This window comes from Salmonella sp. SAL00672 (genome assembly GCF_046552175.1).
Classification (GTDB): domain Bacteria; phylum Pseudomonadota; class Gammaproteobacteria; order Enterobacterales; family Enterobacteriaceae; genus Salmonella; species Salmonella enterica.
Map to the genome: position 1 here is coordinate 740050 of NZ_JBGDUQ010000001.1, position 23134 is coordinate 763183.

At 49.5% G+C, this 23134-nt stretch carries 24 protein-coding genes and 9 pseudogenes; 15 read left to right on the top strand and 18 right to left on the bottom strand.

Annotated elements, in window-relative coordinates:
• Positions 1 to 216 precede the first annotated feature (216 nt).
• From ACLJTG_RS03795 to ACLJTG_RS03805, 3 genes are all read left to right on the top strand, one after another.
• On the top strand, positions 217 to 1131 hold the full coding sequence (locus ACLJTG_RS03795) for a DMT family transporter (protein WP_001233445.1): 915 nt from the start codon (positions 217 to 219) through the stop codon (positions 1129 to 1131).
• A gap of 132 nt (positions 1132 to 1263) precedes the next feature.
• Positions 1264 to 1422: a DUF5993 family protein gene (locus ACLJTG_RS03800; protein WP_000480735.1), complete on the top strand. Its 159-nt coding sequence runs from the start codon at positions 1264 to 1266 to the stop codon at positions 1420 to 1422.
• Positions 1423 to 1431: 9 nt separating this feature from the next.
• Positions 1432 to 2046: a disulfide bond formation protein B gene (locus ACLJTG_RS03805; protein ID WP_000848069.1), complete on the top strand. Its 615-nt coding sequence runs from the start codon at positions 1432 to 1434 to the stop codon at positions 2044 to 2046.
• A gap of 326 nt (positions 2047 to 2372) precedes the next feature.
• Here the strand turns inward: ACLJTG_RS03805 and ACLJTG_RS03810 are convergent.
• Positions 2373 to 2519, bottom strand: a pseudogene (locus ACLJTG_RS03810) (helix-turn-helix domain-containing protein); the annotation flags it as partial.
• A 14-nt stretch (positions 2520 to 2533) separates the two neighbouring features.
• Between ACLJTG_RS03810 and ACLJTG_RS03815 the strand changes: the two are divergent.
• Positions 2534 to 2680, top strand: coding sequence for a hypothetical protein (locus tag ACLJTG_RS03815; protein ID WP_001520350.1), 147 nt, complete (start codon positions 2534 to 2536; stop codon positions 2678 to 2680).
• Between the two features lie 513 nt (positions 2681 to 3193).
• Here the strand turns inward: ACLJTG_RS03815 and ACLJTG_RS03820 are convergent.
• Complete coding sequence (locus ACLJTG_RS03820) at positions 3194 to 3319, bottom strand: hypothetical protein (RefSeq protein ID WP_001574229.1); 126 nt, start codon at positions 3317 to 3319, stop codon at positions 3194 to 3196.
• Between ACLJTG_RS03820 and ACLJTG_RS03825 the strand changes: the two are divergent.
• Positions 3310 to 3510: pseudogene (locus ACLJTG_RS03825) on the top strand (IS3 family transposase); the annotation flags it as partial. The gene ACLJTG_RS03820 and the pseudogene ACLJTG_RS03825 overlap by 10 nt on opposite strands.
• A gap of 377 nt (positions 3511 to 3887) precedes the next feature.
• The gene (pagK, locus tag ACLJTG_RS03830) at positions 3888 to 4088 is read left to right on the top strand and encodes a vesicle-borne virulence factor PagK (RefSeq protein WP_001751604.1); all 201 of its coding nucleotides are present in this window, start codon (positions 3888 to 3890) and stop codon (positions 4086 to 4088) included.
• A gap of 96 nt (positions 4089 to 4184) precedes the next feature.
• Here pagK and ACLJTG_RS03835 read toward each other — a convergent pair.
• The 4 pseudogenes from ACLJTG_RS03835 to ACLJTG_RS03850 form a co-directional block, all read right to left on the bottom strand.
• Positions 4185 to 4673: pseudogene (locus tag ACLJTG_RS03835) on the bottom strand (tail fiber assembly protein); the annotation flags it as partial.
• A pseudogene (locus ACLJTG_RS03840) lies at positions 4640 to 5014 on the bottom strand (macro domain-containing protein); the annotation flags it as partial. The pseudogenes ACLJTG_RS03835 and ACLJTG_RS03840, both read right to left, overlap by 34 nt.
• Positions 5006 to 5230, bottom strand: a pseudogene (locus tag ACLJTG_RS03845) (tail fiber protein); the annotation flags it as partial. The pseudogenes ACLJTG_RS03845 and ACLJTG_RS03840, both read right to left, overlap by 9 nt.
• Positions 5223 to 5483, bottom strand: a pseudogene (locus tag ACLJTG_RS03850) (DUF1441 family protein); the annotation flags it as partial. The pseudogenes ACLJTG_RS03845 and ACLJTG_RS03850, both read right to left, overlap by 8 nt.
• A gap of 54 nt (positions 5484 to 5537) precedes the next feature.
• Between ACLJTG_RS03850 and ACLJTG_RS03855 the strand changes: the two are divergent.
• Both ACLJTG_RS03855 and ACLJTG_RS03860 read left to right on the top strand, forming a co-directional pair.
• Positions 5538 to 5729, top strand: a complete 192-nt coding sequence (locus ACLJTG_RS03855) for a hypothetical protein (protein ID WP_001034750.1) — start codon at positions 5538 to 5540, stop codon at positions 5727 to 5729.
• Positions 5730 to 5793: 64 nt separating this feature from the next.
• The gene (locus tag ACLJTG_RS03860; protein WP_000789530.1) at positions 5794 to 5961 is read left to right on the top strand and encodes a lytic enzyme; all 168 of its coding nucleotides are present in this window, start codon (positions 5794 to 5796) and stop codon (positions 5959 to 5961) included.
• Between the two features lie 256 nt (positions 5962 to 6217).
• Here the strand turns inward: ACLJTG_RS03860 and ACLJTG_RS03865 are convergent, their stop codons facing one another.
• Both ACLJTG_RS03865 and ACLJTG_RS03870 read right to left on the bottom strand, forming a co-directional pair.
• Positions 6218 to 6751 (bottom strand): DUF2514 domain-containing protein, encoded by a 534-nt coding sequence (locus tag ACLJTG_RS03865; protein WP_410958892.1) that lies wholly within the window; start codon positions 6749 to 6751, stop codon positions 6218 to 6220.
• Positions 6752 to 6804: 53 nt separating this feature from the next.
• Positions 6805 to 6996: pseudogene (locus ACLJTG_RS03870) on the bottom strand (glycoside hydrolase family 19 protein); the annotation flags it as partial.
• On the opposite strand from ACLJTG_RS03870, the pseudogene ACLJTG_RS03875 reads away from it, so the two are divergent.
• Together ACLJTG_RS03875 and ACLJTG_RS03880 are read left to right on the top strand one after the other, a co-directional pair.
• Positions 6985 to 7711, top strand: a pseudogene (locus tag ACLJTG_RS03875) (exonuclease VIII); the annotation flags it as partial. The pseudogenes ACLJTG_RS03870 and ACLJTG_RS03875 overlap by 12 nt on opposite strands.
• Positions 7711 to 8634 (top strand): annotated as a pseudogene (locus ACLJTG_RS03880) (tyrosine-type recombinase/integrase); the annotation flags it as partial. The pseudogenes ACLJTG_RS03875 and ACLJTG_RS03880, both read left to right, overlap by 1 nt.
• A 371-nt stretch (positions 8635 to 9005) precedes the next feature.
• Here the strand turns inward: ACLJTG_RS03880 and ACLJTG_RS03885 are convergent.
• Genes ACLJTG_RS03885 through yobA form a run of 3 tightly spaced genes read right to left on the bottom strand, consistent with a single transcriptional unit; the run spans position 9006 to position 10626 of the window.
• Complete coding sequence (locus ACLJTG_RS03885; RefSeq protein WP_000722367.1) at positions 9006 to 9359, bottom strand: YebY family protein; 354 nt, start codon at positions 9357 to 9359, stop codon at positions 9006 to 9008.
• Between the two features lie 16 nt (positions 9360 to 9375).
• Positions 9376 to 10251, bottom strand: a complete 876-nt coding sequence (gene copD, locus ACLJTG_RS03890) for a copper homeostasis membrane protein CopD (protein WP_000979706.1) — start codon at positions 10249 to 10251, stop codon at positions 9376 to 9378.
• A complete protein-coding gene (gene yobA / locus ACLJTG_RS03895; protein ID WP_000168395.1) occupies positions 10252 to 10626 on the bottom strand; it encodes a CopC domain-containing protein YobA in 375 nt (124 codons plus the stop codon).
• A 137-nt stretch (positions 10627 to 10763) separates the two neighbouring features.
• On the opposite strand from yobA, the gene ACLJTG_RS03900 reads away from it, so the two are divergent.
• The 3 genes from ACLJTG_RS03900 to exoX all read left to right on the top strand — a co-directional run bounded on the left by ACLJTG_RS03900 (position 10764) and on the right by exoX (position 12480).
• Positions 10764 to 10994: a DNA polymerase III subunit theta gene (locus ACLJTG_RS03900; RefSeq protein ID WP_000856224.1), complete on the top strand. Its 231-nt coding sequence runs from the start codon at positions 10764 to 10766 to the stop codon at positions 10992 to 10994.
• Positions 10995 to 11101: 107 nt separating this feature from the next.
• Complete coding sequence (locus ACLJTG_RS03905; protein ID WP_000100249.1) at positions 11102 to 11758, top strand: carbon-nitrogen hydrolase family protein; 657 nt, start codon at positions 11102 to 11104, stop codon at positions 11756 to 11758.
• Between the two features lie 23 nt (positions 11759 to 11781).
• Positions 11782 to 12480 carry an exodeoxyribonuclease X gene (gene exoX / locus ACLJTG_RS03910; RefSeq protein ID WP_000944284.1) on the top strand — a complete coding sequence of 233 codons (699 nt, stop codon included), beginning with the start codon at positions 11782 to 11784 and terminating at the stop codon, positions 12478 to 12480.
• A gap of 36 nt (positions 12481 to 12516) precedes the next feature.
• On the opposite strand, the gene ptrB is transcribed toward exoX, so the two are convergent.
• The 4 genes from ptrB to yebG all read right to left on the bottom strand — a co-directional run bounded on the left by ptrB (position 12517) and on the right by yebG (position 16245).
• The gene (gene ptrB, locus ACLJTG_RS03915) at positions 12517 to 14568 is read right to left on the bottom strand and encodes an oligopeptidase B (RefSeq protein WP_001648967.1); all 2052 of its coding nucleotides are present in this window, start codon (positions 14566 to 14568) and stop codon (positions 12517 to 12519) included.
• A 212-nt stretch (positions 14569 to 14780) separates the two neighbouring features.
• The gene (locus ACLJTG_RS03920) at positions 14781 to 15440 is read right to left on the bottom strand and encodes a tellurite resistance TerB family protein (RefSeq protein WP_000024709.1); all 660 of its coding nucleotides are present in this window, start codon (positions 15438 to 15440) and stop codon (positions 14781 to 14783) included.
• 93 nt (positions 15441 to 15533) lie between these two features.
• Positions 15534 to 15887 carry a protein YebF gene (gene yebF / locus ACLJTG_RS03925; protein ID WP_001042123.1) on the bottom strand — a complete coding sequence of 118 codons (354 nt, stop codon included), beginning with the start codon at positions 15885 to 15887 and terminating at the stop codon, positions 15534 to 15536.
• A gap of 67 nt (positions 15888 to 15954) precedes the next feature.
• On the bottom strand, positions 15955 to 16245 hold the full coding sequence (gene yebG / locus ACLJTG_RS03930) for a DNA damage-inducible protein YebG (RefSeq protein WP_000257723.1): 291 nt from the start codon (positions 16243 to 16245) through the stop codon (positions 15955 to 15957).
• Positions 16246 to 16375: 130 nt separating this feature from the next.
• On the opposite strand from yebG, the gene purT reads away from it, so the two are divergent.
• Positions 16376 to 17554 (top strand): formate-dependent phosphoribosylglycinamide formyltransferase, encoded by a 1179-nt coding sequence (purT, locus tag ACLJTG_RS03935; protein ID WP_079951057.1) that lies wholly within the window; start codon positions 16376 to 16378, stop codon positions 17552 to 17554.
• 99 nt (positions 17555 to 17653) lie between these two features.
• Here purT and kdgA read toward each other — a convergent pair whose 3' ends face one another.
• The 3 genes from kdgA to zwf form a co-directional block, all read right to left on the bottom strand.
• Positions 17654 to 18295, bottom strand: a complete 642-nt coding sequence (kdgA, locus tag ACLJTG_RS03940; protein ID WP_000800494.1) for a bifunctional 4-hydroxy-2-oxoglutarate aldolase/2-dehydro-3-deoxy-phosphogluconate aldolase — start codon at positions 18293 to 18295, stop codon at positions 17654 to 17656.
• 37 nt (positions 18296 to 18332) lie between these two features.
• Positions 18333 to 20144: a phosphogluconate dehydratase gene (edd, locus tag ACLJTG_RS03945; RefSeq protein WP_001524363.1), complete on the bottom strand. Its 1812-nt coding sequence runs from the start codon at positions 20142 to 20144 to the stop codon at positions 18333 to 18335.
• 234 nt (positions 20145 to 20378) lie between these two features.
• Positions 20379 to 21854 (bottom strand): glucose-6-phosphate dehydrogenase, encoded by a 1476-nt coding sequence (gene zwf / locus ACLJTG_RS03950; RefSeq protein ID WP_000301711.1) that lies wholly within the window; start codon positions 21852 to 21854, stop codon positions 20379 to 20381.
• Between the two features lie 341 nt (positions 21855 to 22195).
• On the opposite strand from zwf, the gene ACLJTG_RS03955 reads away from it, so the two are divergent.
• Positions 22196 to 23065: a MurR/RpiR family transcriptional regulator gene (locus tag ACLJTG_RS03955; RefSeq protein WP_001056719.1), complete on the top strand. Its 870-nt coding sequence runs from the start codon at positions 22196 to 22198 to the stop codon at positions 23063 to 23065.
• Positions 23066 to 23134 lie beyond the last annotated feature (69 nt).

The window sequence follows — 23134 nt, forward strand, 5'->3', positions numbered from 1 at the left end:
AAGAATAGACATTAAATCGACAACTGCTGCCAGGTCTTACAGGCGCAGTGGACAATCGTGTGGTAACAGCCTGAGTCATTTATTATTTTTCTCATTCAGCATAACTGCGTCTTCTGATAGAGAAATTTTTATCTAAACATATAAAAAACACAGTGAAGAAAACGCTACTTTTTTCTAGCTAAAAAGCTAAATTAATTTTTTTACGGAGAGGATCTTATGCGCAAGGTGTCGATATCTATATTATTCATGCTAGTTTCACTGACTTGGGGGACTACATGGTTGGCCATGCGAATTGCCGTTGAAACTATCCCTCCAGTGTTTGCAACCGGAATGAGGTTTATGTTTGCAGCACCTTTTTTAATCATCATTGCATGGTTAAGAAAAAAAACACTGTTGTTTCCTCCCGGACAACGATTATTCCAGTTTGTGATATGCATCTTTTATTTTTGCATTCCTTTCTCACTAATGATTTATGGTGAAACCTATGTCAACTCTGGGCTTGCCGCCATTATCTTTGCGAATATGCCTGTGGCCGTTTTGATAGCATCGGTTTTGTTTCTAAATGAAAAAGCGAAACTAATGCAGATCGCGGGCTTAACTATCGCAATCACTGCATTGACGGGGATACTTCTTGAAGAAACGAATACAAGTACAGAGAGTCACTGGCAGGGTATCACTGCGCTTATTTCTGCTGTGTTAATCCATGCCATAATATATACACAATGTAAGAAAAGAAGTTGTACTGTCTCTGTTATCACATTTAATGCGCTCCCGTGCCTTTTAGCTGGGTTGATACTTTCTGCGACAGGATGGTTTTTTGAAAGACCACAAGTATCAACCTTCTCAGTACACTCAATATTAGCTACCCTGTATCTCGGGGCTTTTGCCGGAGTTTTTGGTATCCTGTGCTACTTTGCGCTTCAGCAAAAGGCTAATGCCTTCCAGGCTTCGCTTGTATTTCTTATCTTTCCGCTGATTGCGGTAAGTCTGGAAGACTATATTTATGGATATGCTATTTCAACACACTCAATGCTGCTTATTATACCATTAGTTATCGGGATATTTCTTACTCTTGTCGCCAGAAATATCCCTGTAACCAGCAGATGCCGGGATAACTCATCACAGAAATAATCGATTTATAATAACGCAAATAATTCCTGATGCCTTACTGAGCTCCGGCTAATGCGGGGTGGATAAGCTGGAATACAGACCCGGTAATACACAGCGATTATATTAACAAGCAATGTAATAAAGGAGTTTTTTATGTTCATGTTTCTGCCATTCTTGCTTGCACTGAGCGTGGCAATGGGGGCCATAAACAGAAAGGATAAAGTCAGCTACATTCTGTGGGCCGTTTTACTCATCGTCACTATTTTATCATTCATTCATCATATGACCAATTCGCTGACTTTGTCATTTTAAGGAGTGTGTATGAAAACGCATCATCATCCAACAACATTTGTTCATCTGATTAATCAGGTGGGACTCCTTGGGATATGCGTTGCTCTGGTTGTAGCCTTTTATTATCAACTCGTCAGGCATGAGCTGCCTTGTCCAATTTGCTTATTACAGCGGGCTGGCCTCATCATCGCCGGTTTTGGCTTTTTATTTAACCTCTGCTTTGGTCTACGAGGTATACATTACGGGATGGTAATTATTGGCAGTATCCTGACCGGAGTTATGGCATCCCGGCAAATATGTTTGCATATCATGCCCGGTGACACAGGATATGGTTCTGCATTTTTTGGATTACACTTTTATACCTGGACTCTGATTACGTCAATTCTGATTATTATTGCTGTTGCGGTAATTCTGGCAATCAGTAGCATGAATGTTGCATTTCGTTCATTGAATATTAATCCGGACCTGTTCAGTATTGTCGGTTGGGTATTTCTGTTACTGATTACTGCCAACCTTATTTCAACTGTACTGGAATGTGGCGGAGGGGAATGTGCTGCTAACCCGGTCACATATAAGCTACTGTCGAAACAGGATATTGCCTTTCTGAAAACAGGCCTCCTGACGAGGACAGTTCTCCGGTTATGACGCACTTTTAAAATGACTGATTGGTAAATATATAGCAAGCACCTGTCTTGTAGAAATTGGAATGGTTATGGGCTAACACGGAAGTTACAGTAACATTGAAATGGTGCAATAACAGGAATCAAACTTACAACCTTCGCATTACGAATTAGTAGAATCACATTTAACTAACTGTTTCAAATACACATTTCCGCATTCACATTGCTCAACTCAATGGCACATGATGTTAGAAATAGAATGATGCTTCACCATGTTTGACACAAAAATGGCACACCCTATAAAGCATCCACAGCACATATTTGGGTGGCACGCACCGTGGAAATACTGCATTACCCTAACACAGGGAATTTTCTGTACAGCGTCGACAGCCCCGCATCATAAATAATCGCTACCTGCTGTCGCGGTACTCCTGCCCTAATAAGGCACCCTGCCTGCGCCCATTGCTCCGGCGTCAGTTTTGGCCTACGGCCACCAATGTAGTGGCACTGTAGTGGCACACTGGGTACTGAAGCAATGGCCACAACTGGCGCTTGATGCTATCAGCCAGATAACCTTCCAGATGGATAACAAACATAGCAGCTATCCTGTCTGTATCGGAATTGTAAAACCAGACGTTGACCATCTTCATCAAGGTTAAAGGAACAAAGAGCTCTTTAAAGTAACTCTTTGTTCCATTACGATAGTTTAAATATGATGTTCTGAATGGGCCTTCACTACATAAACAGGAAAGGCTCAGGATAACCACTTCTCAGACATTAAAAGCAAATGAGAAAACCAAGGGGGCCTAAACCTGCCGCCAGGGAACAAACCTTTGCACAGTCTGCAGTGCTACCACCGTCCCCTATGCACCCCAGGGCGAACGCTGGCTGGGCAGCAGACGACAACAGCAGAAGAGTTGTTATGAATAAAACTTTACGTGATTTAATAAGAGAAAACATATTATTACCCTCATAGTAAGCAGTATTAAATAAGCCGGGATATATCTGATGTTCAATCAGTCCCTCATATAGGGTTAGCACCATAGCGAGTCGTTTTCACAAAAAACACAGACTGTTGAAACTTTATTTATCACTTTGACATTTGCAATACATGACACATGATTAGCTTCAGCCGCCATTATAGGGAAAGCTCCATTTCCATACTCATTTACTCACTTCTCCCTGCGGAAAAAGAAATGCAGTATAGCCAGCGTGATGCTTTTGCTGAAACCAGGCGCGAGCAACACGGCAATGATGATCGGCGTCAGAATGAGTTCGGAATCAGCATTGGCAAACAAGGCGCACAGTCGTTAATACCCACCAGCAGTTCCGGCAGGACTGCGACAATGTCGTAAGAGAGGCCTTCAGCCAGGCAAAACAGCGCTACGGTGCGCCCCGGCTTGCTGAGGAAGTGAACCTGGGGCCTGAGGTACAATGTAAAACGATAGCGTCCAGCCTGCGCCGTCAGGGTCTGCGGCGATCTCAATCCGGAACAATTTGAAAACCAGAACCTCGCTTAAGGCTGTGTCCACAATACGCGGACAGGATCAAAACTGTTAGTGTGGCTGGCTTACAAGAATGAAGTGAAGTTGATTGATATAACAAACACTCCTGATAATGTTAACTGGCCTGTTCCTCCGGGGGGGCGAGCCAGCCATGATTTGAAAAGCACATGAAATCACTTTCACATGAATTAATTTACATTGAAAATAAAATATAATAGTGCTTATCATTTTTATTTAAGTTAAATATTTTATAAATGGTTTTTATTTACTCACCTGATGGTAATGAATAACGTTTAATATCTATAGTAAAGGATGCTGTAACCGTAAGGATAGTGTGCCACAATTTAACAGGTAACATATTATGAAACACGTTAAGAGCGTATTTTTAGCAATGGTTTTAATATTACCATCTTCACTATATCCTGCTCTTACAATAGCGGCAGACTCTCAAGATCATAAAAAAGAAGAAACAATTAAGCCAATGCCTAAAAAGTGGTGTAATCTTTGGCCTGCTGACATACCCTTCCCTGAAGATTGGTTTAAAATGTGTAGAGGTTATTGAGTATAAATTTAATATACTAGCCAGTAACCATATCAGTTATGACAGACAGGCCTTCTTCATATTTGCTATAAATAAGGCCTGAGCTTTCCTGACAAATTATAAACTACTGGCTGGTTTCTCCGGCCAGACAGGCTTTAAAGTATCAACACGGTTTACCTGTACCCGGTACTTTCTCCATGCCAGAAGAGAAGCTTTTTCTTTATTGGTTGCTTCGTCCAGATCCACTGCATCCTGTAACGGCGCGATTTTTTCAGACGCTATTTGCAGGAGTCTGTTTTTCGTTCCTTCAGCTTCACGAAGTCTGGCTGCGGCCTCCGCAGCTTCATCATTCATCCAGACCTGAGCCTTACTATCCCATTTTTTGTATCCACCACCTGGTGAAACTGATGTGACGTTTTCAGGTAGCGGACCAAGATCGGAGATATAAACCTGATTGCCGGCTGTTGTGTCGTAAACCGTCTCGCCGCGGTGATCCTCCTGCAGACTCCACGTTTGGGTTTCAGCGTCAAAAACAGCAATATGACTGGAGGGAATATCAGGAGGGGCTATATCAGTACAATTTGCCGGGCGACGCTGTCCGGGGGGACCTGACCACATCCGGCCCCCATTGCAGGTAATGCAACAGATGTAATTTTCCGGTCTTCTCCGGCGCTTTTATTGTGCTGAAAAATTGCCAGTAACGCAGCCCGTGTTGCATTATAAACCGCGTCGGTGCCGTCAATAATCAGCGGAACGCGCATCGTCGGGGCGTGAACCAGCCACGGATGTTTACTGTTACCCGTTTCAATAACAAAGGCGGTGCCGACGGGCTGTTCCCCCAGGTATTCACGGATGATATTTTGCTGTACCCGTTCCTGTAATTGCGACCCGAAATATGCCGTAATAGCAGCATCCACACCGCCGTCCATAAGACCAAAGGTTTCCGCATTACCGTCTGCGTCCACAATAACGACGTGTCCGTGTGGACCGATATACATGGTGTGCTCGTGTCCTCCGATATAAACTGTATGCGCATGGTCGCCAGCGGCCTGTGTCCACGCACCACCTCCTAGCTGAAATGAAGTGTGATTGGAATCTCCCCAGTATGAGTTGATATAACCGCCGAACTGGTTAGTATGATTGCCCGTGGTATTAACGCCCCTTTTCGGAGTCAAACCAGTTCTTACGCTCTTTTGGAGTCATTTTATTCGGGTCCTGATGTTCAGCAGCCTGGGAAACGGGCGTTTCCATAAGTACGCGGATCACATCCGTCAGGAGATACAGCTTGTTTTTTTCATTGCTTCCCGGTGCCAGGGGAACGCCCGAGAGGCGACTGACAACCGTCTGTCGATGTAACCCTGTAATAGCGGTAAGCTGACAGATATTGCATTTGAGGTTCTTCAGTTCGCCGTCCATTTTTACCTCTGGGGCTGTTTCTTAGCGCGCCCTCCCCCGGAAAAACAAAATATAATGAACAAAAAACATACAAACCATCATCTTTTAAAAATAAATGACATTAAAACAGAGAGTTACAACATGATGATGATGATGCATGAAAAATCAAAAATGCGCCAAATCCCGCGCCGCTGCCGCCCCGTGGCAGACCGCCCCGCCGGGAGTACCTTTTTAAAATACGAACAATTATCAACAACTACCACTTAATGATTATTTATTTCATTTTGCGATATTGATTATCATTTTCAATAACAACACACAGAGAACATAAATGAAAAACATCATCACTATTATCGTAGCCATTATTATCGTTTTTTATGCAGGTATGTGGTCGCAGAAATTCCTGATGGAAGATGAGTGCCTTGATTCAGGTGGTTCATACAATGAAAATGGAATTTGCAATATTGCAGGCAGTCATCAGGATGTTCCCCCTAAGTAAGCAGAATGCTTTTTAAATTCGTTACCCACCTCTACAGATAAGGAGGCGAATGGTCACTAAAAGTAAAATCCATTGCAGAAGAATTTCCGGAAAGTTGTTATTCCAGCACCCCGACAGGTTATTCAGACAGATTTCAGCTATATCAAAACTGAGTGAGTACTTATCAGTTTCATCTGGTGAAAAACCTGTTCTTATTCATCTGGTTCCATCTGATGATATGTAGTCACTTTTTTACAGCAATATTACAGGGGGAGTTTCAATGCCTCCTGTAATTATTTGACTCTCTCACCGAATCATATACTCGTTCACACGTCATTCCTGCCCGGTAGCGCTCGTCAGCAATTCCAGCATAATGTTTAGCTTCTTCTGCAATATCTCCGAGCATGTTGGCAAGCATTCTGGCGTCGGCGTTGGTTGTTTTGCTTCTGACTGCAGCGGCAAGATTTGCGGTGTGCTTTGCGGCGTCCAGGCGGGTGGCAAGTTTTTTTGCTTCGGTACGCAGCTGGCTAACAGTGGCAGACAGGCCAGCAGCAGTGGCAGCAGATTTAGCGGCTTGCGCTTGTGCATCTTTCACAGCCTCATCACGGGCAATAACGCGGACCTGTTCAATAATACGGGCGGCGGTCTGGGCGTTGACTTCCTGAGAGGATTCAGCGCTGTCGCGATCTGCCCATTTTTTTTGCCAGCCCCTGTCACTCCAGACATTACCGGCGATAAACGCACCAGCCATCAGCAAAATAAACACCAGCTGCAACCAGTATCTTTTCAGAAGAGCAGATAACAGATTCATACCAGCACCGATTTTGCTTTCTCAAAGCGCTCCCGCCGATCACCGATGCCGTTCTACCCTCCGTTGATGATCTGCGTAACTCGTACCAGGTCGCCGGAATATTTCAGACACCCTTTAGTCACAAAAAGCCACGCTGCGGATCGGGCGGCATGACGTTCTAGCTCAAGCTGTCCTGGATTCGCCACTAGATCCAGTTTCAGTGCAACGCCACATCTGGTGTAATTCTCCAGCCCGGTAATCCTGATCTTCGCCGAACGTGGTGCGAAAGCTTTCTTGCCGTTCATGGCATTCGCGATCCGGACTGGTACGAATATGTGCCTGATAACACCCCAACAACCCATGAAGAAAATGCAGCAAGGCTTAGTCAGGCGGGCAAATGTCTGCGGGATATTGAGGCAGGGAGATTTCAGTGTGATGAAGAAAAAAAAGCAACCGACAGGCGAACTGGCAGATGAACCAGCAACGCCTGAAGCAGTGGAACAGGACACAACTGAACATCATCCGGACCCACAGCCGCTGGAGAATGAACCACCTGTAAGCCAGACAGAAGCAGGCTACCAGAAAATACGGGCAGAACTGCACGAAGCACGTAAAAACATTCCACCCAAAAACCCGGTTGATGTTGGTAAACAACTGGCAGCCGCGCGCGGTGACTATGTCGAAGACATCAGCGACCCGAACGATCCGAAGTGGGTTCATAACAATTACAGCGCCTCAAATCAGGGTGAAAAAGAAGAAGTGGTGCCGGAGGAAAAACAACCAGCAGCAGAGCCGGAGGCTGTCACCAGAAACGCGGACGGGACTTTCGATGTATCAGCGCTATTCCCGCCCCCCTCAAACCAGACCGAAAAAACGGAAGCCAGAACAGAAAGAGATGGAGAAACGCCGAAAGAGAGCAACCAGCAGGAAACGGCTGGCGATACAGGGCAGGAAATTACAACGGACGGTGGATCAGGTACAACTTCATAGCGCAAAACCACACGCCAATGGCGCTTATTGAAAAACTAAAAGGAACGGACTCATTCACTGTGTCCGCATGGATTGATCGCTATGAGGTTTTATTACAGCGCCGGAGTCTGTCGGTTAATACCTACAAGATTCGCAGTAATCAATTAGCGACCGTACGCGAAAAAATGGGGGAAATGATACTGGCAGAGGTGACCACGCGGCATATTGCTGAGTTTCTGGAGTCATGGATCGCGGAAGGTAAAAACACGATGGCGGGGGCGATGAGGTCTGTACTATCTGACATGTTTCGTGAGGCAATTGTGGAAGGAAGAATAACAACGAATCCGGTTGAGCCAACCCGAGCACCTGAAATTAAGGTTGCCAGGGAACGCCTGCAACTGGAAACATATAACGCCACGCGGACGGCGGCAGAATATCTGCCTGTGTGGTTTCCTCTTGCGATGGATCTCGCGCTGGTTACTGGCCAACGCCGTGAGGATATAGTTAACATTAAGTTTAGTGATATCGTTGATGGTCGCCTACACGTAACCCAGATAAAGACAGGAATGAAGATAGCATTCCCCCTATCCCTGACCCTTGAGGCGCCAGGGTTACGTCCGGGAACGGTTATCGATCGCTGCCGGCTGGTAAGCAGAACTGATTTCATGATCAGTGCAGGAATCAGGAAAAATAGCCCGACCGGGAATATTCATCCGGATGGATTGACAAAGACATTTGTAAAAGCAAGAAAAGCCTCCGGCGTTAACTTCAGCAATAATCCACCGACATTTCACGAGATCCGAAGTCTGGCCGGGCGGCTGTACAAAAACGAGCACGGCGAGGTGTTCGCCCAAAAACTCCTGGGCCACACATCAGCGAACACCACGAAACTCTATCTCGATGAGCGTGATGATAAAGCTTATATGATGCTCTAATACTCTAATTTTTGTTGTGAAATAAATGTTAAATTTAATTTGATTGTGATATAACCAAAAAGACCGGAATACCGAAATTCGGAAAATTTCGGATCGTTAATTGTAAGTAGCTTATTTATAATCAAAATAAAAAGAGACCGAATACGATTCCTGTATTCGGTCCAGGGAAATGGCTCTTGGGAGAGAGCCGTGCGCTAAAAGTTGGCATTAATGCAGGCTAAATCGCCTTGCCCTTTAAGAATAGATGACGACGCCAGGTTTTCCAGTTTGCTACGAAGGTGATTGAAAAAACCTGGCGTTTTGTCTGTCATCAGAGATAAAAAAACCGTAAGCCTTTTCGTGAAGGTTTACGGTTTTTTATTAAAAATCAGTCAGCTATTGGATGGATCACAAAGCTTTTCCGCACGTTCGATAAACGGCGCCAGACTCATTTTCTCACCGGGCTTCGCCGGGTTATCGATTTGAATGACGGCAATAGGCTGAGCACGCGTTTTACCCTCCGCTACTTGCTGTTCGGCAATGGCATTCAAGGGATACTGCACCAGCGTACTGGGGTTGATCACATAGAGCGCCTGGCCAGGCCGACAGGTCAACATGACCTCTTCCCGATTAAACGCCCACTTGTCTTTTCCTACTTCAAAACGACTTACGGTAATCACCTGCGGCGCAGCCAACGCTACGCCCGAAGTGGCCAGCAGAAGCGCCGGAAGGAGTATTTTTTTCATTCGTTATGCCAGTCCATCAAAAAGGTTCGAGGGTTGCAAACAGGCTGACGATCGCCAGAACTATGCCTCCAACTCCCCATTCAATTTGCGTCATCCTGACAAACCATAGGTCAGTCCGGGGATTTTCCTGTCGCATACGTGGTACGAGAACATACCGATTCGTCAGCGCAATTGCTACCATAAGCACGACCAGCGCACATTTTAACAAAAGCAACTGTCCATAGGTGGTCTGCCAGATAGCGGTAAATCCCGTGATAAATAGCGTGTTGCCAATGCCTGTGAGCAATACGCCCGCCACAAAAAAGTGACCATAACGAGAAAAACGCATCATGGCGCTAATAGCATGTTGACGCCAGCGTCCCTGAGCCATGCGCATACAATAAACCACTGGCAACAGCCCACCAAACCAGGCTGCGGCACAGAGTAAATGCAGAGCATGGTTAATCTGCTGTAATGTTCCCACTACACCGTCGCGCATCGTCGCATGTCCAACGCCTGCCAGCAGGATAAACTGAGCAACGGTGAGAATAAGAAGCCGTCGTTGCATTTTTACCGGCGCAATGACTACCACCGCCAGCGTGACCAGCGCGAGGATAATTTGCCATATCCAGACCGCACCAAAGCGGGTTTGCAGTACCGCGCCCCACACCGAGACGGAAAAAACATCGGGCCAGCCGCCGCCCATCAGTCCGCCCTGAATCGCCAGCATAAAAGCCGCGCTGATAACGCTCCAGGCGGCGGCATGTCGTTGCAGATGTAAAAATCGACGCGTCATTAAACGACGAATTGATGCGGGTGCCAGCCAGGCGCCGTAAAGCGCGCAGCCGTAGACCAGCATCACACTAGCAAAATGAATAAATCGGAGAGTTATCCAGACGAATGTCAGCATCATTTATTTCACGCTGAAGGTGTATTTCCCTTTTGTTTTATGTCCATCCACCGACACAACGTGCCAGTCTACCGTGTAAGCGCCAGATTTTAACGGCTGCTCAAGCGGGATAATCAACTGCGTTTTATCCTGTTCATTTCGCTTTGCCGGGCGCGTTTTGATGAGCTCTTGCTGAGGGCCAGTAATGGTTGCGCCGCTGAACCCTGGCTCAATCCCTTCAGAGAAATTCAGAGTCAGCGCCTGTGGCGAGGCCGTAACGGCAGCATTCGCCGCTGGATACTGATGCGTCAGGTGCGCATGTGCCCAGGCCGCTGGCGTCACAAATGTCGATGCCAGCAGCAGTAAAGCTAAACGTCGCGATGGTGCAGAAGAAGCCATATTCACTATTCCTTTTTGTTATACCTACGTTACAAAGAATAACCTTCAACAATCAATGAGTCGAGGATCATCATTTCCATCTTGCCATTACCGCGGACTCTTAGTACCTTCTGGCGGCAACAAAAAAGGAGACACGTATGAAAACAAATCTGGCTCAGCTTGAACAAGCGGAAATGGATAAAGTCAATGTGGACCTGGCGGCAGCCGGGGTGGCATTTAAAGAGCGCTACAATATGCCAGTTGTCGCGGAGGCGGTAGAACGTGAGCAGCCAGAGCATCTACGCGCCTGGTTTCGTGAGCGGCTGATTGCCCATCGTCTGGCTTCCGTATCACTATCCCGACTCCCTTACGAACCCAAAGTTAAATAAAAATTATATAGCGTTACACTTCCTTACATGCAGACGACTACATTATAAGGCGATTCTTAACCTATGCTTTTTAGAATGGCTGTAGAGACTATGAAAAGGAAGTCATTATGTCCTCCTGGAAAATTGCTGCTGCGCAGTATGCGCCCCTGAACGCCTCGCCGGCGGAGCATGTCGCCCATCATCTGGAATATATTGAGCTTGCGGCTCGTCAACAGTGCGAACTGCTGGTCTTTCCGTCGCTGTCGCTATTAGGCTGCGACGAAAGAAATAAACCGTTGCCCGCCCCGCCTGACGAGGCGCTTTTACAGCCGCTCACTCATGCGGCCGATACCCACCATATGACTATCATTGTGGGTATGCCTGTTGAGCATAACTGCCGCTTCGTAAAAGGCATCGCTATTTTTGCCCCATGGCTAACGTCGCCGCTCATGTTTCACAAAAGTCATGGCGCCTGTATTGCCAGGCAGCGAAGCGCTATCAACGTGGTGGATGAGCAGCCAGAAGGTGGTGATATAGATCCCTCATTTACGTTATTCACAACCAGTCAATGTCTTAACGAACCTGAACTCCATGCTTCTACCTCACGCTTACAACGTTTTTCGCATAAATATGCGCTGGCCGTACTGATGGCCAATGCCTGTGGCAGTAGCGCGCTGTGGGATGAAAGCGGGCAACTTATTGTTCGTGCCGATTGCGGTTCGCTATTACTGACGGGTCTGCGCACAACCGAGGGTTGGCAAGGCGATATCATTCCATTACGCTAAGGTCTTTCGGTGAGGAATGAATCATGTTGCGGATTATAGACACGGAAACCTGCGGGCTGCAGGGCGGGATCGTAGAGATAGCCTCTGTAGATGTCATTGATGGCAACATTGTCAATCCCATGAGTCACCTGATACGCCCCGATCGCCCTATTACGCCGCAGGCGATGGCGATACACCGTATTACCGAAGCCATGGTCGCCGATAAGCCGTGGATTGAAGATGTCATACCGCTTTATTACGGTAGTGAGTGGTATGTCGCTCACAATGCCAGTTTCGACAGACGCGTATTACCTGAATTGCCGGGTGAGTGGATCTGTACCATGAAGTTGTCGCGACGCCTGTGGCCGGGAATAAAATACAGCAATATGGCGCTCTATAAATCGCGCAAACTAAGCGTACAAACGCCACCGGGGCTGCATCATCACCGGGCGCTTTATGATTGCTATATCACCGCCGCCTTGCTGATTGATATTATGCGAACCACCGGCTGGACCGCGGAAGAGATGGTCAATATCACGGGCCGTCCTGCGCTGTTAACCACTTTCTCGTTCGGTAAATACCGCGGTAAGGCGGTATCTGAAGTCGCAAAACGCGATCCGGGCTATTTACGCTGGCTTTTTAATAACCTTGATAATATGAGCCCGGAACTTCGCCTGACGCTTAAACACTACCTGGACGATGTTCAGGCTGGCGAGCAACGCAGCAATGGAACACCACAATAACCCGCGACGCTCACAAGCCGTTGCGGGCGCGCGCGTCTATGCGCTATGTAAGGTTCCCTGCGCCAGGCCGATTAAAAAGGCGAACTCCAGCGCGACGCCTTCGTAGGATTTAAACCGCCCCGACTTACCACCGTGCCCGGAGTCCATATCCGTACATAACAGCAGCAGACATTGGTCCGTTTTTAGCTCGCGTAATTTTGCCACCCACTTCGCCGGTTCCCAGTATTGCACCTGGGAATCGTGCAATCCTGTCGTCACCAGCAGGTGCGGATAGTCCTGCGCTTTGACATTGTCATAAGGACTATAGCTTTTCATATAGTCATAATACTCAATATCCTGCGGGTTCCCCCACTCTTCAAACTCCCCTGTCGTTAATGGGATCGACTCATCCAGCATCGTGGTTAATACATCAACAAAGGGCACCTGGGCAATAACGCCGTGGAAAAGCTCGGGGCGTTCGTTGATAGCGACGCCCATTAGCATTCCGCCCGCGCTCCCGCCCATCCCATAACACAGCGACGGTGAACCGTAACCCAGTTTTAATAAGGCATCGCAGGCATCAAGATAGTCATTAAAAGTATTCCGCTTTTTGAGGAATTTGCCATCTTCATACCACTGCTGCCCCAGCTCACCGCCGCCGCGAACGTGTACGATTGCGTAAACAAAGCCACGATCCAGCAAGCTCAGTCGGCTGCTGCTGAAGTCGGCGTCAATACTGGAACCGTAAGATCCGTAGCCGTAAACCAGAAGCGGATTTTGCCCTTTACGAAAATACTTCTGATGATAAACCAGCGATACCGGCACTTCGACGCCGTCGCGTGCGGTGATCCACAGGTGTTCGCTCTGATAACAGCCAGAATCAAACCCAGGCACTTCCGTCTGTTTAAGTACCCGTCGTTCTCCGGTATCCATATCCAGTTCAAACAAGGTATCTGGCGTCGTCATTGAAGAATAGCCGTAACGCAGCCGGGAGGTCTCAGGTTCGGGATTATAGGCAAGCCACGTCACGTAAGCCGGATCGTCAAAGGCAATGCCTATCACTTCACGGGTTTTACGGTTAATTTGCCGCAGGCTGGTAAGCCCCCGTTGACGCTCTTCGACCACTAACCAGTCGGTAAACAGGGTAAACCCTTCCAGCATAATATGCTCGCGCGGAGGGATCAGCTCTTCCCAGGCGTTTTCATTGCGCACGCGGGTACGGTACAACCCAAAGTTTTTACCGTTCCGGTTAGAGCGCAGGTAAAACTTATGTTGATAGTGATCGAGACTATATTCGTGGTCTTTGCGGCGCGGTAAGAATGAAAACGGCTCGGCATCGGCCAGTTCCGCGTCAAGTAATAGCACTTCGCTAGTGGTGGCGCTGGCAAGATGAATTACCACATAATGCTGCGAAGTGGTTTTATGCAGGCTGACATAAAAGGTGTCGTCTTTCTCTTCATATACCAGTTCATCTTGCGATGACGGAGTGCCAATCGTGTGCCGCCAAACCTGATAGGGCAGCAGCGTCTTCTTATGCTTACGCACATAGTAAAGGGTCAGGGAATCATTGGCCCAGACAAATTCAGGCGCAACGTTATCCAGCAGTTCCGGATACCAGTTACCGCTTTCGAGGTTACGAAAACGCAACCCATACTGACGACGGGATAAATAATCTTCTGCCAGCGCCATGATGGTATTATCCGGCGTAATGGCAAGTCCGCCGAGCGTATAAAATTCGCTGTGCGCGGCCCGCTGGTTCGCATCGAGCAAGGTTTCCCACACATCCCACTCTTCGCTTAACGCCGATTGTCGTTGATAGATGGCATATTCGCAGCCGGGTTCATAGATATAACGGTAGCGATAGCCATTTTTCACATACGGAGCGGAAACTTCTCTGGGCGGGATGCGATCGATAATTTCTTTTAGAATGCGGTCCTGTAACGCCTGCTGAGAGGACATGACCTTCCGGCCATACTCATTTTCCTGATGCAGGTAATCAAGGACTTCCGGCTGCGAGCGAGTGTCATCTCGCAGCCAGTAATAATTATCAATGCGCGTATCGCCATGTACGGTCATGGCATAGGGAATTCGATTGGCTTTTGGCAACATGTCGTTTTTTCTTTTGCGTTAATATTTGTTATATATCACGCGGCAAACACAGCGACGTAGCATGGTAGTCCCGGTCGCTCACCTCGGTAAGCGCCTGAGATGTCACTGCTTCGCCGCTATCTTGCAACATGAATGATGTAAACTATCCATCCTATAAGGGTGGCAAAAGACACGCATGATGCAAGCGAAACATGTTACTTAATGGCAGGTTATCAGCCTGGTAGCGCTTGTTTTTGCTGCTGCAAGTCCTGCTCGATACCGTCCCGAACCTCTTGAGGAATTTTTAGCGCGTCTCCTAACGCATTCAGATAGCTACGTTCCATAAAGTGGTCAATATCAATGGCGGCACAGCTCAGGAAGTAGAGTTCCAGGGCTTCTTCTTCATTACGAACGCCCTGTGCCAGACGTTGTGGATCAAGCGGCTGCTCAATAGCTTTCTCGATAAACACACGCCCTTGCTCTTCCACACCTGATTCTCGCAGTTGGTGCTCAATCGCCGCGCGTTCTTTGGCATCAATATGCCCATCGCTTTTTGCAGCAAAAACCAGCGCCAGGATCAGTCGCTCAGTGCGAACATCCAGCGGCGTACTTTGGCTGCCGAATTGCGGCTCCCCCTGATGCGCGGCGCGTACTTTATCTTTGTACTTATTCCACAATACGGAACCCGCCACCGCGCCGCCGCCCACCAGCAAAGCGCCAGTACCGTATTTGGTTAATAATTTGCGCGAAGACTTATTGGCGACCAACAGTCCAGCCAAACCGCCCAGCGCGCCGGGAACCAGCAGTTTATTTAACCCCTGTTCACCGGAAGGCGATGCAGAAGCGCCTTTTTGCCCAAGAAGTGATTGTAATTGGTTCAACCAGTTAGCCATAGTACCCCTCAAATACAGACCAATAATGGTCAAGCGTACCTGAGGGGATGTCAGGAATTGTCTGTTCCGGCAAAAGAAGCGCAAATTACGCTGCTAGCGGGGCTTATATTCCGCCTTGCCGGCTTTGCAATCAACGATGACCTGATAATGAATATCGGCGCTTTTACCGCGAACAGTTAGCGGAACTGTCCATTTATCATTTTGACCTACAACGTCCTGCACATTAACCCACGCGACCGGGTCAGCCTGCCCGACCTTTTTTTGGTCGTCGGCCCACCGCACGATACGATTTTGCTGGTAGTCACGCTTCACGCTTGCCGCAATCCCGGCGGCATCCAGCCCTTCACACTGCGGAAACTTAACCGATTTACTCTCGGTGGATGCCGCAAATGCCGATACGCTGGCGGATAACAGTAGCAGGCTCAACAACGCTCCTCTTTTATTCATACTTTTCTCCTTAGCACAATGATTCAGGAAAAGCATGGTACAAAACGCCGGGAGCGCAAGTACGGGTTCAGGCGGCTTGCTTTTTCGTTTTACTCGCGGCGTCCTTTTCAACCGCCTGCGGAGAAGGCAACTTACCGGTTTTGAGGATAGTACTTAACACCTCTTTATGTTCCGCCAGCCACAGCGACAACGCCTCGCGCTGCCCATCTTCCAGCACGACTGGCGACTGCTCAAGCCAGGTATCAAGAAGATCGGCAGTATCGAGCATTTTGTCCCAGGCGTCGGCTTCCTTTTTACTGGTAAATGACATCTTCTCCTCACCCTCGCGAATGACTACGTATTTAACTTCAACCGCCATTTTGCAGCCCCTTATTTACCTGTGTTTATATACAGTATATTGCAAGACAGCAAGAAAAGCAATCTATTCGAAAAGACATACGCAAACGTTTTCGTATATACTGCGCGCAGGTAAATAAGGGGACAGAAATATGACGCTATTAGGCACTGCGCTGCGTCCGGCAGCAACGCGGGTGATGTTATTAGGGGCAGGTGAATTGGGAAAAGAGGTGGCGATTGAATGCCAACGCCTGGGGATCGAGGTTATCGCCGTCGATCGCTATCCTGATGCTCCCGCCATGCATGTGGCTCACCGTTCACACGTCATTAATATGCTGGACGGCGAGGCGCTACGTCATGTGATTACAGAGGAAAAACCGCATTATATCGTGCCGGAAATAGAAGCGATCGCCACCGATACGCTGCGTGAGCTGGAGGACGAAGGGCTGAATGTCGTGCCTTGCGCCCGTGCAACGCAGCTCACGATGAACCGCGAAGGGATCCGTCGCCTGGCCGCAGAAGAATTAGGTCTGCCGACATCGACGTATCGCTTTGCCGACAGTGAGGCCAGTTTTCATGATGCGGTAGCCGCAGTGGGTTTTCCTTGCATCGTCAAACCGGTCATGAGCTCTTCCGGCAAAGGCCAGAGCTTTATCCGCTCGGCCGAACAGCTCGCGCAGGCATGGGAGTATGCTCAACAGGGCGGACGCGCTGGCGCGGGTCGCGTGATTGTGGAAGGTGTGGTTAAATTTAATTTTGAAATTACGCTGCTCACCGTTAGCGCCGTCGATGGCGTGCATTTCTGCGCGCCAGTCGGTCATCGTCAGCAAGATGGCGACTATCGCGAATCCTGGCAGCCACAGCAGATGAGCGAACTGGCGCTGAAGCGGGCGCAAGAGATTGCGCGTCATGTGGTACTAGCGTTAGGCGGGCATGGCCTGTTCGGCGTTGAACTCTTCGTCTGTGGCGATGAAGTCATTTTCAGCGAAGTCTCCCCTCGCCCGCACGATACCGGAATGGTCACGTTGATTTCTCAGGATCTTTCTGAGTTTGCGCTGCATGTGCGCGCCTTTCTGGGAATGCCCATAGGCGCTATTCGCCAGTATGGTCCCGCTGCCTCGGCCGTGATTCTGCCGCAGCTTACCAGTCAAAATGTGACGTTTGATAATGTACACGCGGCGGTAGGGGCCGGAGTGCAGGTACGGCTGTTTGGTAAGCCTGAGATCGACGGCAGCCGTCGTCTTGGTGTAGCGTTAGCGACAGGTGAAAACGTTGAAGAAGCGGTGATAAGAGCGAAAAAGGCCGCCAGCCGCGTGACGGTAAAAGGCTAATGCGCCATCGCCTGATGGCGACGTTAGCGCATTTTTATCAGACCTGCCTGATCGCCACTCGTAAGCCCGATAAGCAAGCGCCATCGGGCATTTAACGGCTTACTGTTTCGCGCCTTCTACCGCTTCGCGCGCCAGTTTGGTGATGCGATCGTAATCACCCGCTTCCAGCGCGTCGGCCGGCACCAGCCAGGAACCGCCGATGCACAACACGCTTTTCAGCGCCAGATAGTCACGATAGTTTGCCGGAGAGATGCCGCCGGTTGGGCAGAAACGTACCTGAGAGAACGGACCGGCAATCGCCTGCAACGCTTTAGTGCCGCCATTCGCTTCCGCCGGGAAGAATTTGAACTCTTTCAGACCATAGTCCATGCCCAACATCAGTTCAGAAACGGTGCTAATACCGGGAATCAATGGGATAGTGCCTGCCGTCGCGGCTTTCAGCAGTGGCTCAGTCAGTCCCGGGCTAATCGCAAACTGCGCGCCCGCTTCCGTCACCTCCGCCAACTGCTGCGGATTGAGAACGGTTCCGGCGCCGACAATCGCTTCCGGCACGTCTTTAGCGATAGCGCGAATAGCATCCATCGCGCAGGCCGTACGTAAAGTCACTTCCAGAACGCGAACGCCCCCGGCCACCAGCGCTTTAGCCATCGGCACCGCGTGCTCCAGTTTATTGACTACAATGACCGGGACAACCGGGCCGGTGGTCAGGATTGCTTCTGCACTTGTTTTCCAGTTTTTCATCGGAATTCTTCTCTCGCCTGATTACTAGTGTGTCATCTTAAAAAGTGATACAGGTTGCGCCCTGCTCCGCACCCGACAGCTTTTCGCGCAGCGCGCCAAACAACTCACGCCCCGTTCCGACGCGCGACGCGCTCAGGTCCGGAATATGAGGCTGACGAGCGGCAAGTTCCGCCTCGTCGACCAGCAGAGTTAACTCACCTGTCTGCCCATTCACGCGAATGATGTCGCCATCGCGCACTTTTGCCAGTAAGCCGCCATCGTAGGCTTCCGGCGTTACGTGGATAGCTGAAGGCACTTTACCCGAAGCGCCTGAAAGTCGTCCATCAGTAACTAACGCGATTTTGAAACGGCGGTCCAATAATACACCAAGTGGCGGCATGAGTTTATGTAATTCTGGCATTCCATTCGCTTTTGGTCCCTGATGACGCACGACAACGACACAATCCCGGTCAAGCAGGCCCGCGTCAAACGCAGGCAGCACATCATGCTGACTTTCAAATACCATGGCAGGCGCTTCAATGATCTGGTTTTCAACCGGTACCGCAGACGTCTTCATTACTGCGCGCCCCAGATTACCGCTTAGCACCTTAGTACCGCCGTGAGGAGAGAACGGCTTATCAAAAGAGGCAATGACATCGTTATCCAGTGACCTTTCCGCGCCTTCACGCCAGTCCAGCTCGCCGTTGTTGAGCCAGGGCTCCAGCGTATAGCGTTTCAGGCCGAAGCCTGCGACAGTATTAACGTCTTCGTGCAGCAATCCGGCATTGAGCAGCTCACGCATCAATACCGGTACGCCGCCCGCCGCCTGGAAGTGGTTAATGTCCGCCGGACCGTTCGGGTACAGACGCGCCATCAACGGAACCACTTCCGACAAATCCGAGAAGTCATCCCAGTTGATCAGAATGCCCGCCGCGCGCGCCATTGCAACCAGATGCATGGTGTGGTTGGTGGAGCCGCCGGTAGCCAGCAGCGCGACAATGCCGTTCACCACGACTTTTTCGTCGATCATTTTACCGAGCGGCATCCACGTATTGCCGTTGCCGGTAAGACGTGTTACCTGACGTGCGGCAGCGGCAGTCAATGCCTCGCGCAGCGGCGCATCCGGATGCACAAACGAAGAACCCGGCAACTGCATTCCCATAAACTCCACCACCATCTGGTTGGTGTTGGCGGTGCCGTAAAATGTACAGGTGCCCGGCGCATGGTAAGAGGCGGCTTCTGACTCCAGCAGCGCCATTCTGTCTACTTTTCCTTCCGCATATAGCTGACGAATACGGACTTTTTCTTTATTCGGCAGGCCGCTCGCCATCGGGCCTGACGGAACAAAAATCGCGGGTAAATGACCAAAAGAGAGCGCGGCCATCGCCAGCCCCGGAACGATTTTGTCGCATACGCCGAGGAATAACGCGCCGTCAAACATATTGTGAGAGAGGCCTACTGCTGCCGACATAGCTATCACTTCGCGGCTGAGTAATGACAACTCCATGCCATCCTGACCTTGCGTAACGCCATCGCACATTGCCGGTACGCCGCCTGCGACCTGACCTACCGCATTCACGGAATGCAGGGCCTGACGAATAATCTGCGGATAATGTTCATACGGTTGATGCGCAGAGAGCATGTCATTGTAGGAGGTAATAATGGCGATATTATTGCGCAACATACTTTTCAGCGAGGCTTTGTCCTCTGGCTGACAGGCGGCGAAGCCATGCGCCAGGTTGCCGCAGGCCAGTTGAGATCGGTGGACCGTGGCGGTTTTCGCCTGCTCAATGCGGGCAAGATAGGCTTTTCGGGTCTGCTGCGAGCGTTCGACAACGCGCTGTGTTACGCGTAACAAATTAGGATTCATAGAGGCTCCTGAAATTTATCTGTCCGGCTACCGGGTTTACCATGCGTTTCATCAATGTGGAAAGACAGTGAAATACATGATGTCCGGGGATAATGGGGCAAAATCGTTTCAGGCAGTGTAATAAAAAAAGCCTCGCAGGTGAATCCACACGAGGCTTAAAAGTGCAAAAATGATTCTACAATCTGTGTTAGATCATGTTACCGGTAAAATACCACCTAAGAGTGAGTGGCAAATTTACTCAAACTCATTCCACGAACGACCGTCACGGGTAATCATCGCCACGGACGCTACCGGTCCCCAGGTGCCCGCCTGATACGGCTTCGGCGCGTCGTTGTCCATCGCCCATGCTTCGGTAATGGAGTCCACCCACTTCCAGGCTTCTTCCACTTCGTCACGGCGGACAAACAGCGCCTGAATGCCACGCATCGTTTCCAGCAGCAGGCGCTCATATGCATCCGCCAGGTGCGTCTGATTAAAGGTCTCGGAGTAGCTCAGATCAAGCTTCGTGATCTGCAGATTATGCTTATGATCCAGCCCCGGTACTTTGTTAAGCACCTGAATATCTACGCCTTCATCCGGCTGCAGGCGAATCGTCAATTTGTTCTGCGGCAGGTCTTGCCAGGACTCTTTAAAGAGATTCAGTTCAGGCGTCTTGAAATAAACCACGACTTCAGAGCACTTGGTTGGCAGACGCTTGCCGGTGCGCAGATAGAATGGCACGCCCGCCCAACGCCAGTTATCAATGTCGACGCGGATCGCGACGAAAGTTTCGGTGTTGCTGCTTTTATTCGCGCCCTCTTCTTCCAGATAGCCCGGCACCTTTTGACCCTGCGCAAAGCCCGCGGTGTATTGACCACGAACCGTTTTTTCACGCACGTTGGAGCGATCAATACGGCGCAACGATTTCAACACTTTGACTTTTTCATCGCGAATACTGTCGGCGCTCAGGTCAGACGGCGGTGACATGGCAATCATGCAGAGAATTTGCAGCAAGTGGTTCTGGATCATATCGCGCATCTGACCGGCCTGGTCAAAGTATCCCCAGCGCCCTTCAATCCCCACCTCTTCCGCTACGGTAATCTCAACGTGATCGATAGTGCGGTTATCCCAGTTATTAACGAATAACGAGTTGGCAAAACGCAGCGCCAGCAGGTTGAGAACCGTTTCTTTACCCAGATAGTGGTCGATACGATATACCTGGCACTCTTCAAAGTATTCGCCGACCCGATCGTTAATCTCACGCGAGGTCGCCAGCGAAGTACCCAACGGTTTTTCCATCACGACGCGCGCCGGTTTGGCGTTGAGTTTAGCCTCTCCTAACCCTTTGCAAATAGCGCCAAAGGTGCTGGGCGGCATCGCAAAATAGTTAATGGTGGTGCGGTTTTTTTGATCCAGCATATCGCCCAGGCGACTAAACGCAGGCGTATCGTTAACGTCAAGATTACAAAAATCCAGACGGCCGCTCAGCGTATCCCACAAGCCTTCATCAATTTTTTCCTTCATGAAGGTTTCCAGCGCTTCACGCACAACGTGGGTATAGGCTTCTTTATCCCAGTCCGCGCGCCCCACCCCAATGATACGGGTATCCGGATGGATCTGGCCGGCTTTCTCAAGCTGATACAGGGAAGGCAGCAGTTTCCGGCGCGCCAGGTCGCCTTTCGCGCCGAAAATGACCAGGTCACATGCCTGGGCTGTTTGCGTTACCGCCATGTCATTCTCCTCAGTTAATCTCCTGGTACTTTAGCCAGGATATCGTTGTAATTTTATTACACAGCACTGTACTGCTTTTACGAGATTACGGAAACCGTAAACGCCTTTTCATGGGTGAACCGGCGTTTGATTGGCAATATAATCGGCAAAACGCCTAATAAAATTGTCGCTTTTCCACACAAGCTGGAACTTAAAATCCGACGTCGGTCATGTAATGAAAAAAAACGACACCTTTTTTAGCCATTTTGCCCCCTTTGACAGCCGCCAGGAGTAATATCTAACAAAACGCGCTCGGTTTCGCGCATCATTGAAATCGCTAATACCCATGAGCCTTGCTAATCATGAATATGCTGGAAAAAGTCCAGTCTCAACTGGAACATTTAAGCAAATCTGAACGAAAAGTCGCCGATGTTATTCTGGCCGCCCCAGGCAGATCGATTCACTTAAGCATTGCCATGCTGGCCCAGGAAGCTAACGTTAGCGAGCCAACGGTGAACCGTTTCTGTCGCAGCATGAATACCCGCGGCTTTCCTGATTTTAAACTGCATCTGGCGCAAAGTCTGGCAAATGGCACCCCCTATGTTAATCGCAATGTGGATGAAGATGACAGCGTCGAGGCCTATACAGGAAAAATCTTCGAGTCCGCCATGGCCAGTCTCGACCATGTTCGTCAATCGCTGGATAAATCGGCCGTCAACCGCGCGGTCGATTTACTGACCCAGGCAAAAAAAATCGCCTTTTTTGGCCTTGGTTCCTCCGCCGCGGTCGCGCATGACGCCATGAATAAGTTTTTTCGCTTCAATGTGCCGGTGATTTACTCCGACGATATCGTGCTGCAACGGATGAGCTGTATGAATTGTAACGATGATGACGTCGTCGTGCTCATTTCGCATACTGGCAGAACCAAGAGCCTGGTGGAACTGGCGCAGTTGGCGCGGGAAAACGATGCGATGGTGATCGCCCTGACCTCCGCTGGAACGCCGCTGGCGCGCGAAGCCACGCTGGCCATTACCCTCGACGTACCGGAAGATACAGACATTTATATGCCCATGGTCTCTCGACTTGCTCAGCTGACCGTGATAGATGTGCTGGCAACGGGATTTACTTTGCGTCGCGGGGCGAAATTCAGAGATAACTTGAAGCGTGTCAAGGAAGCGCTCAAGGAATCGCGTTTTGATAAAGAATTACTCATCAGGAGTGATGACCGCTAAAAGCAATAACAATGTTCTACCCTTTTCGTCATCCGGGGACGTTCATTTTATACCGTTAAGGTTTCAGAA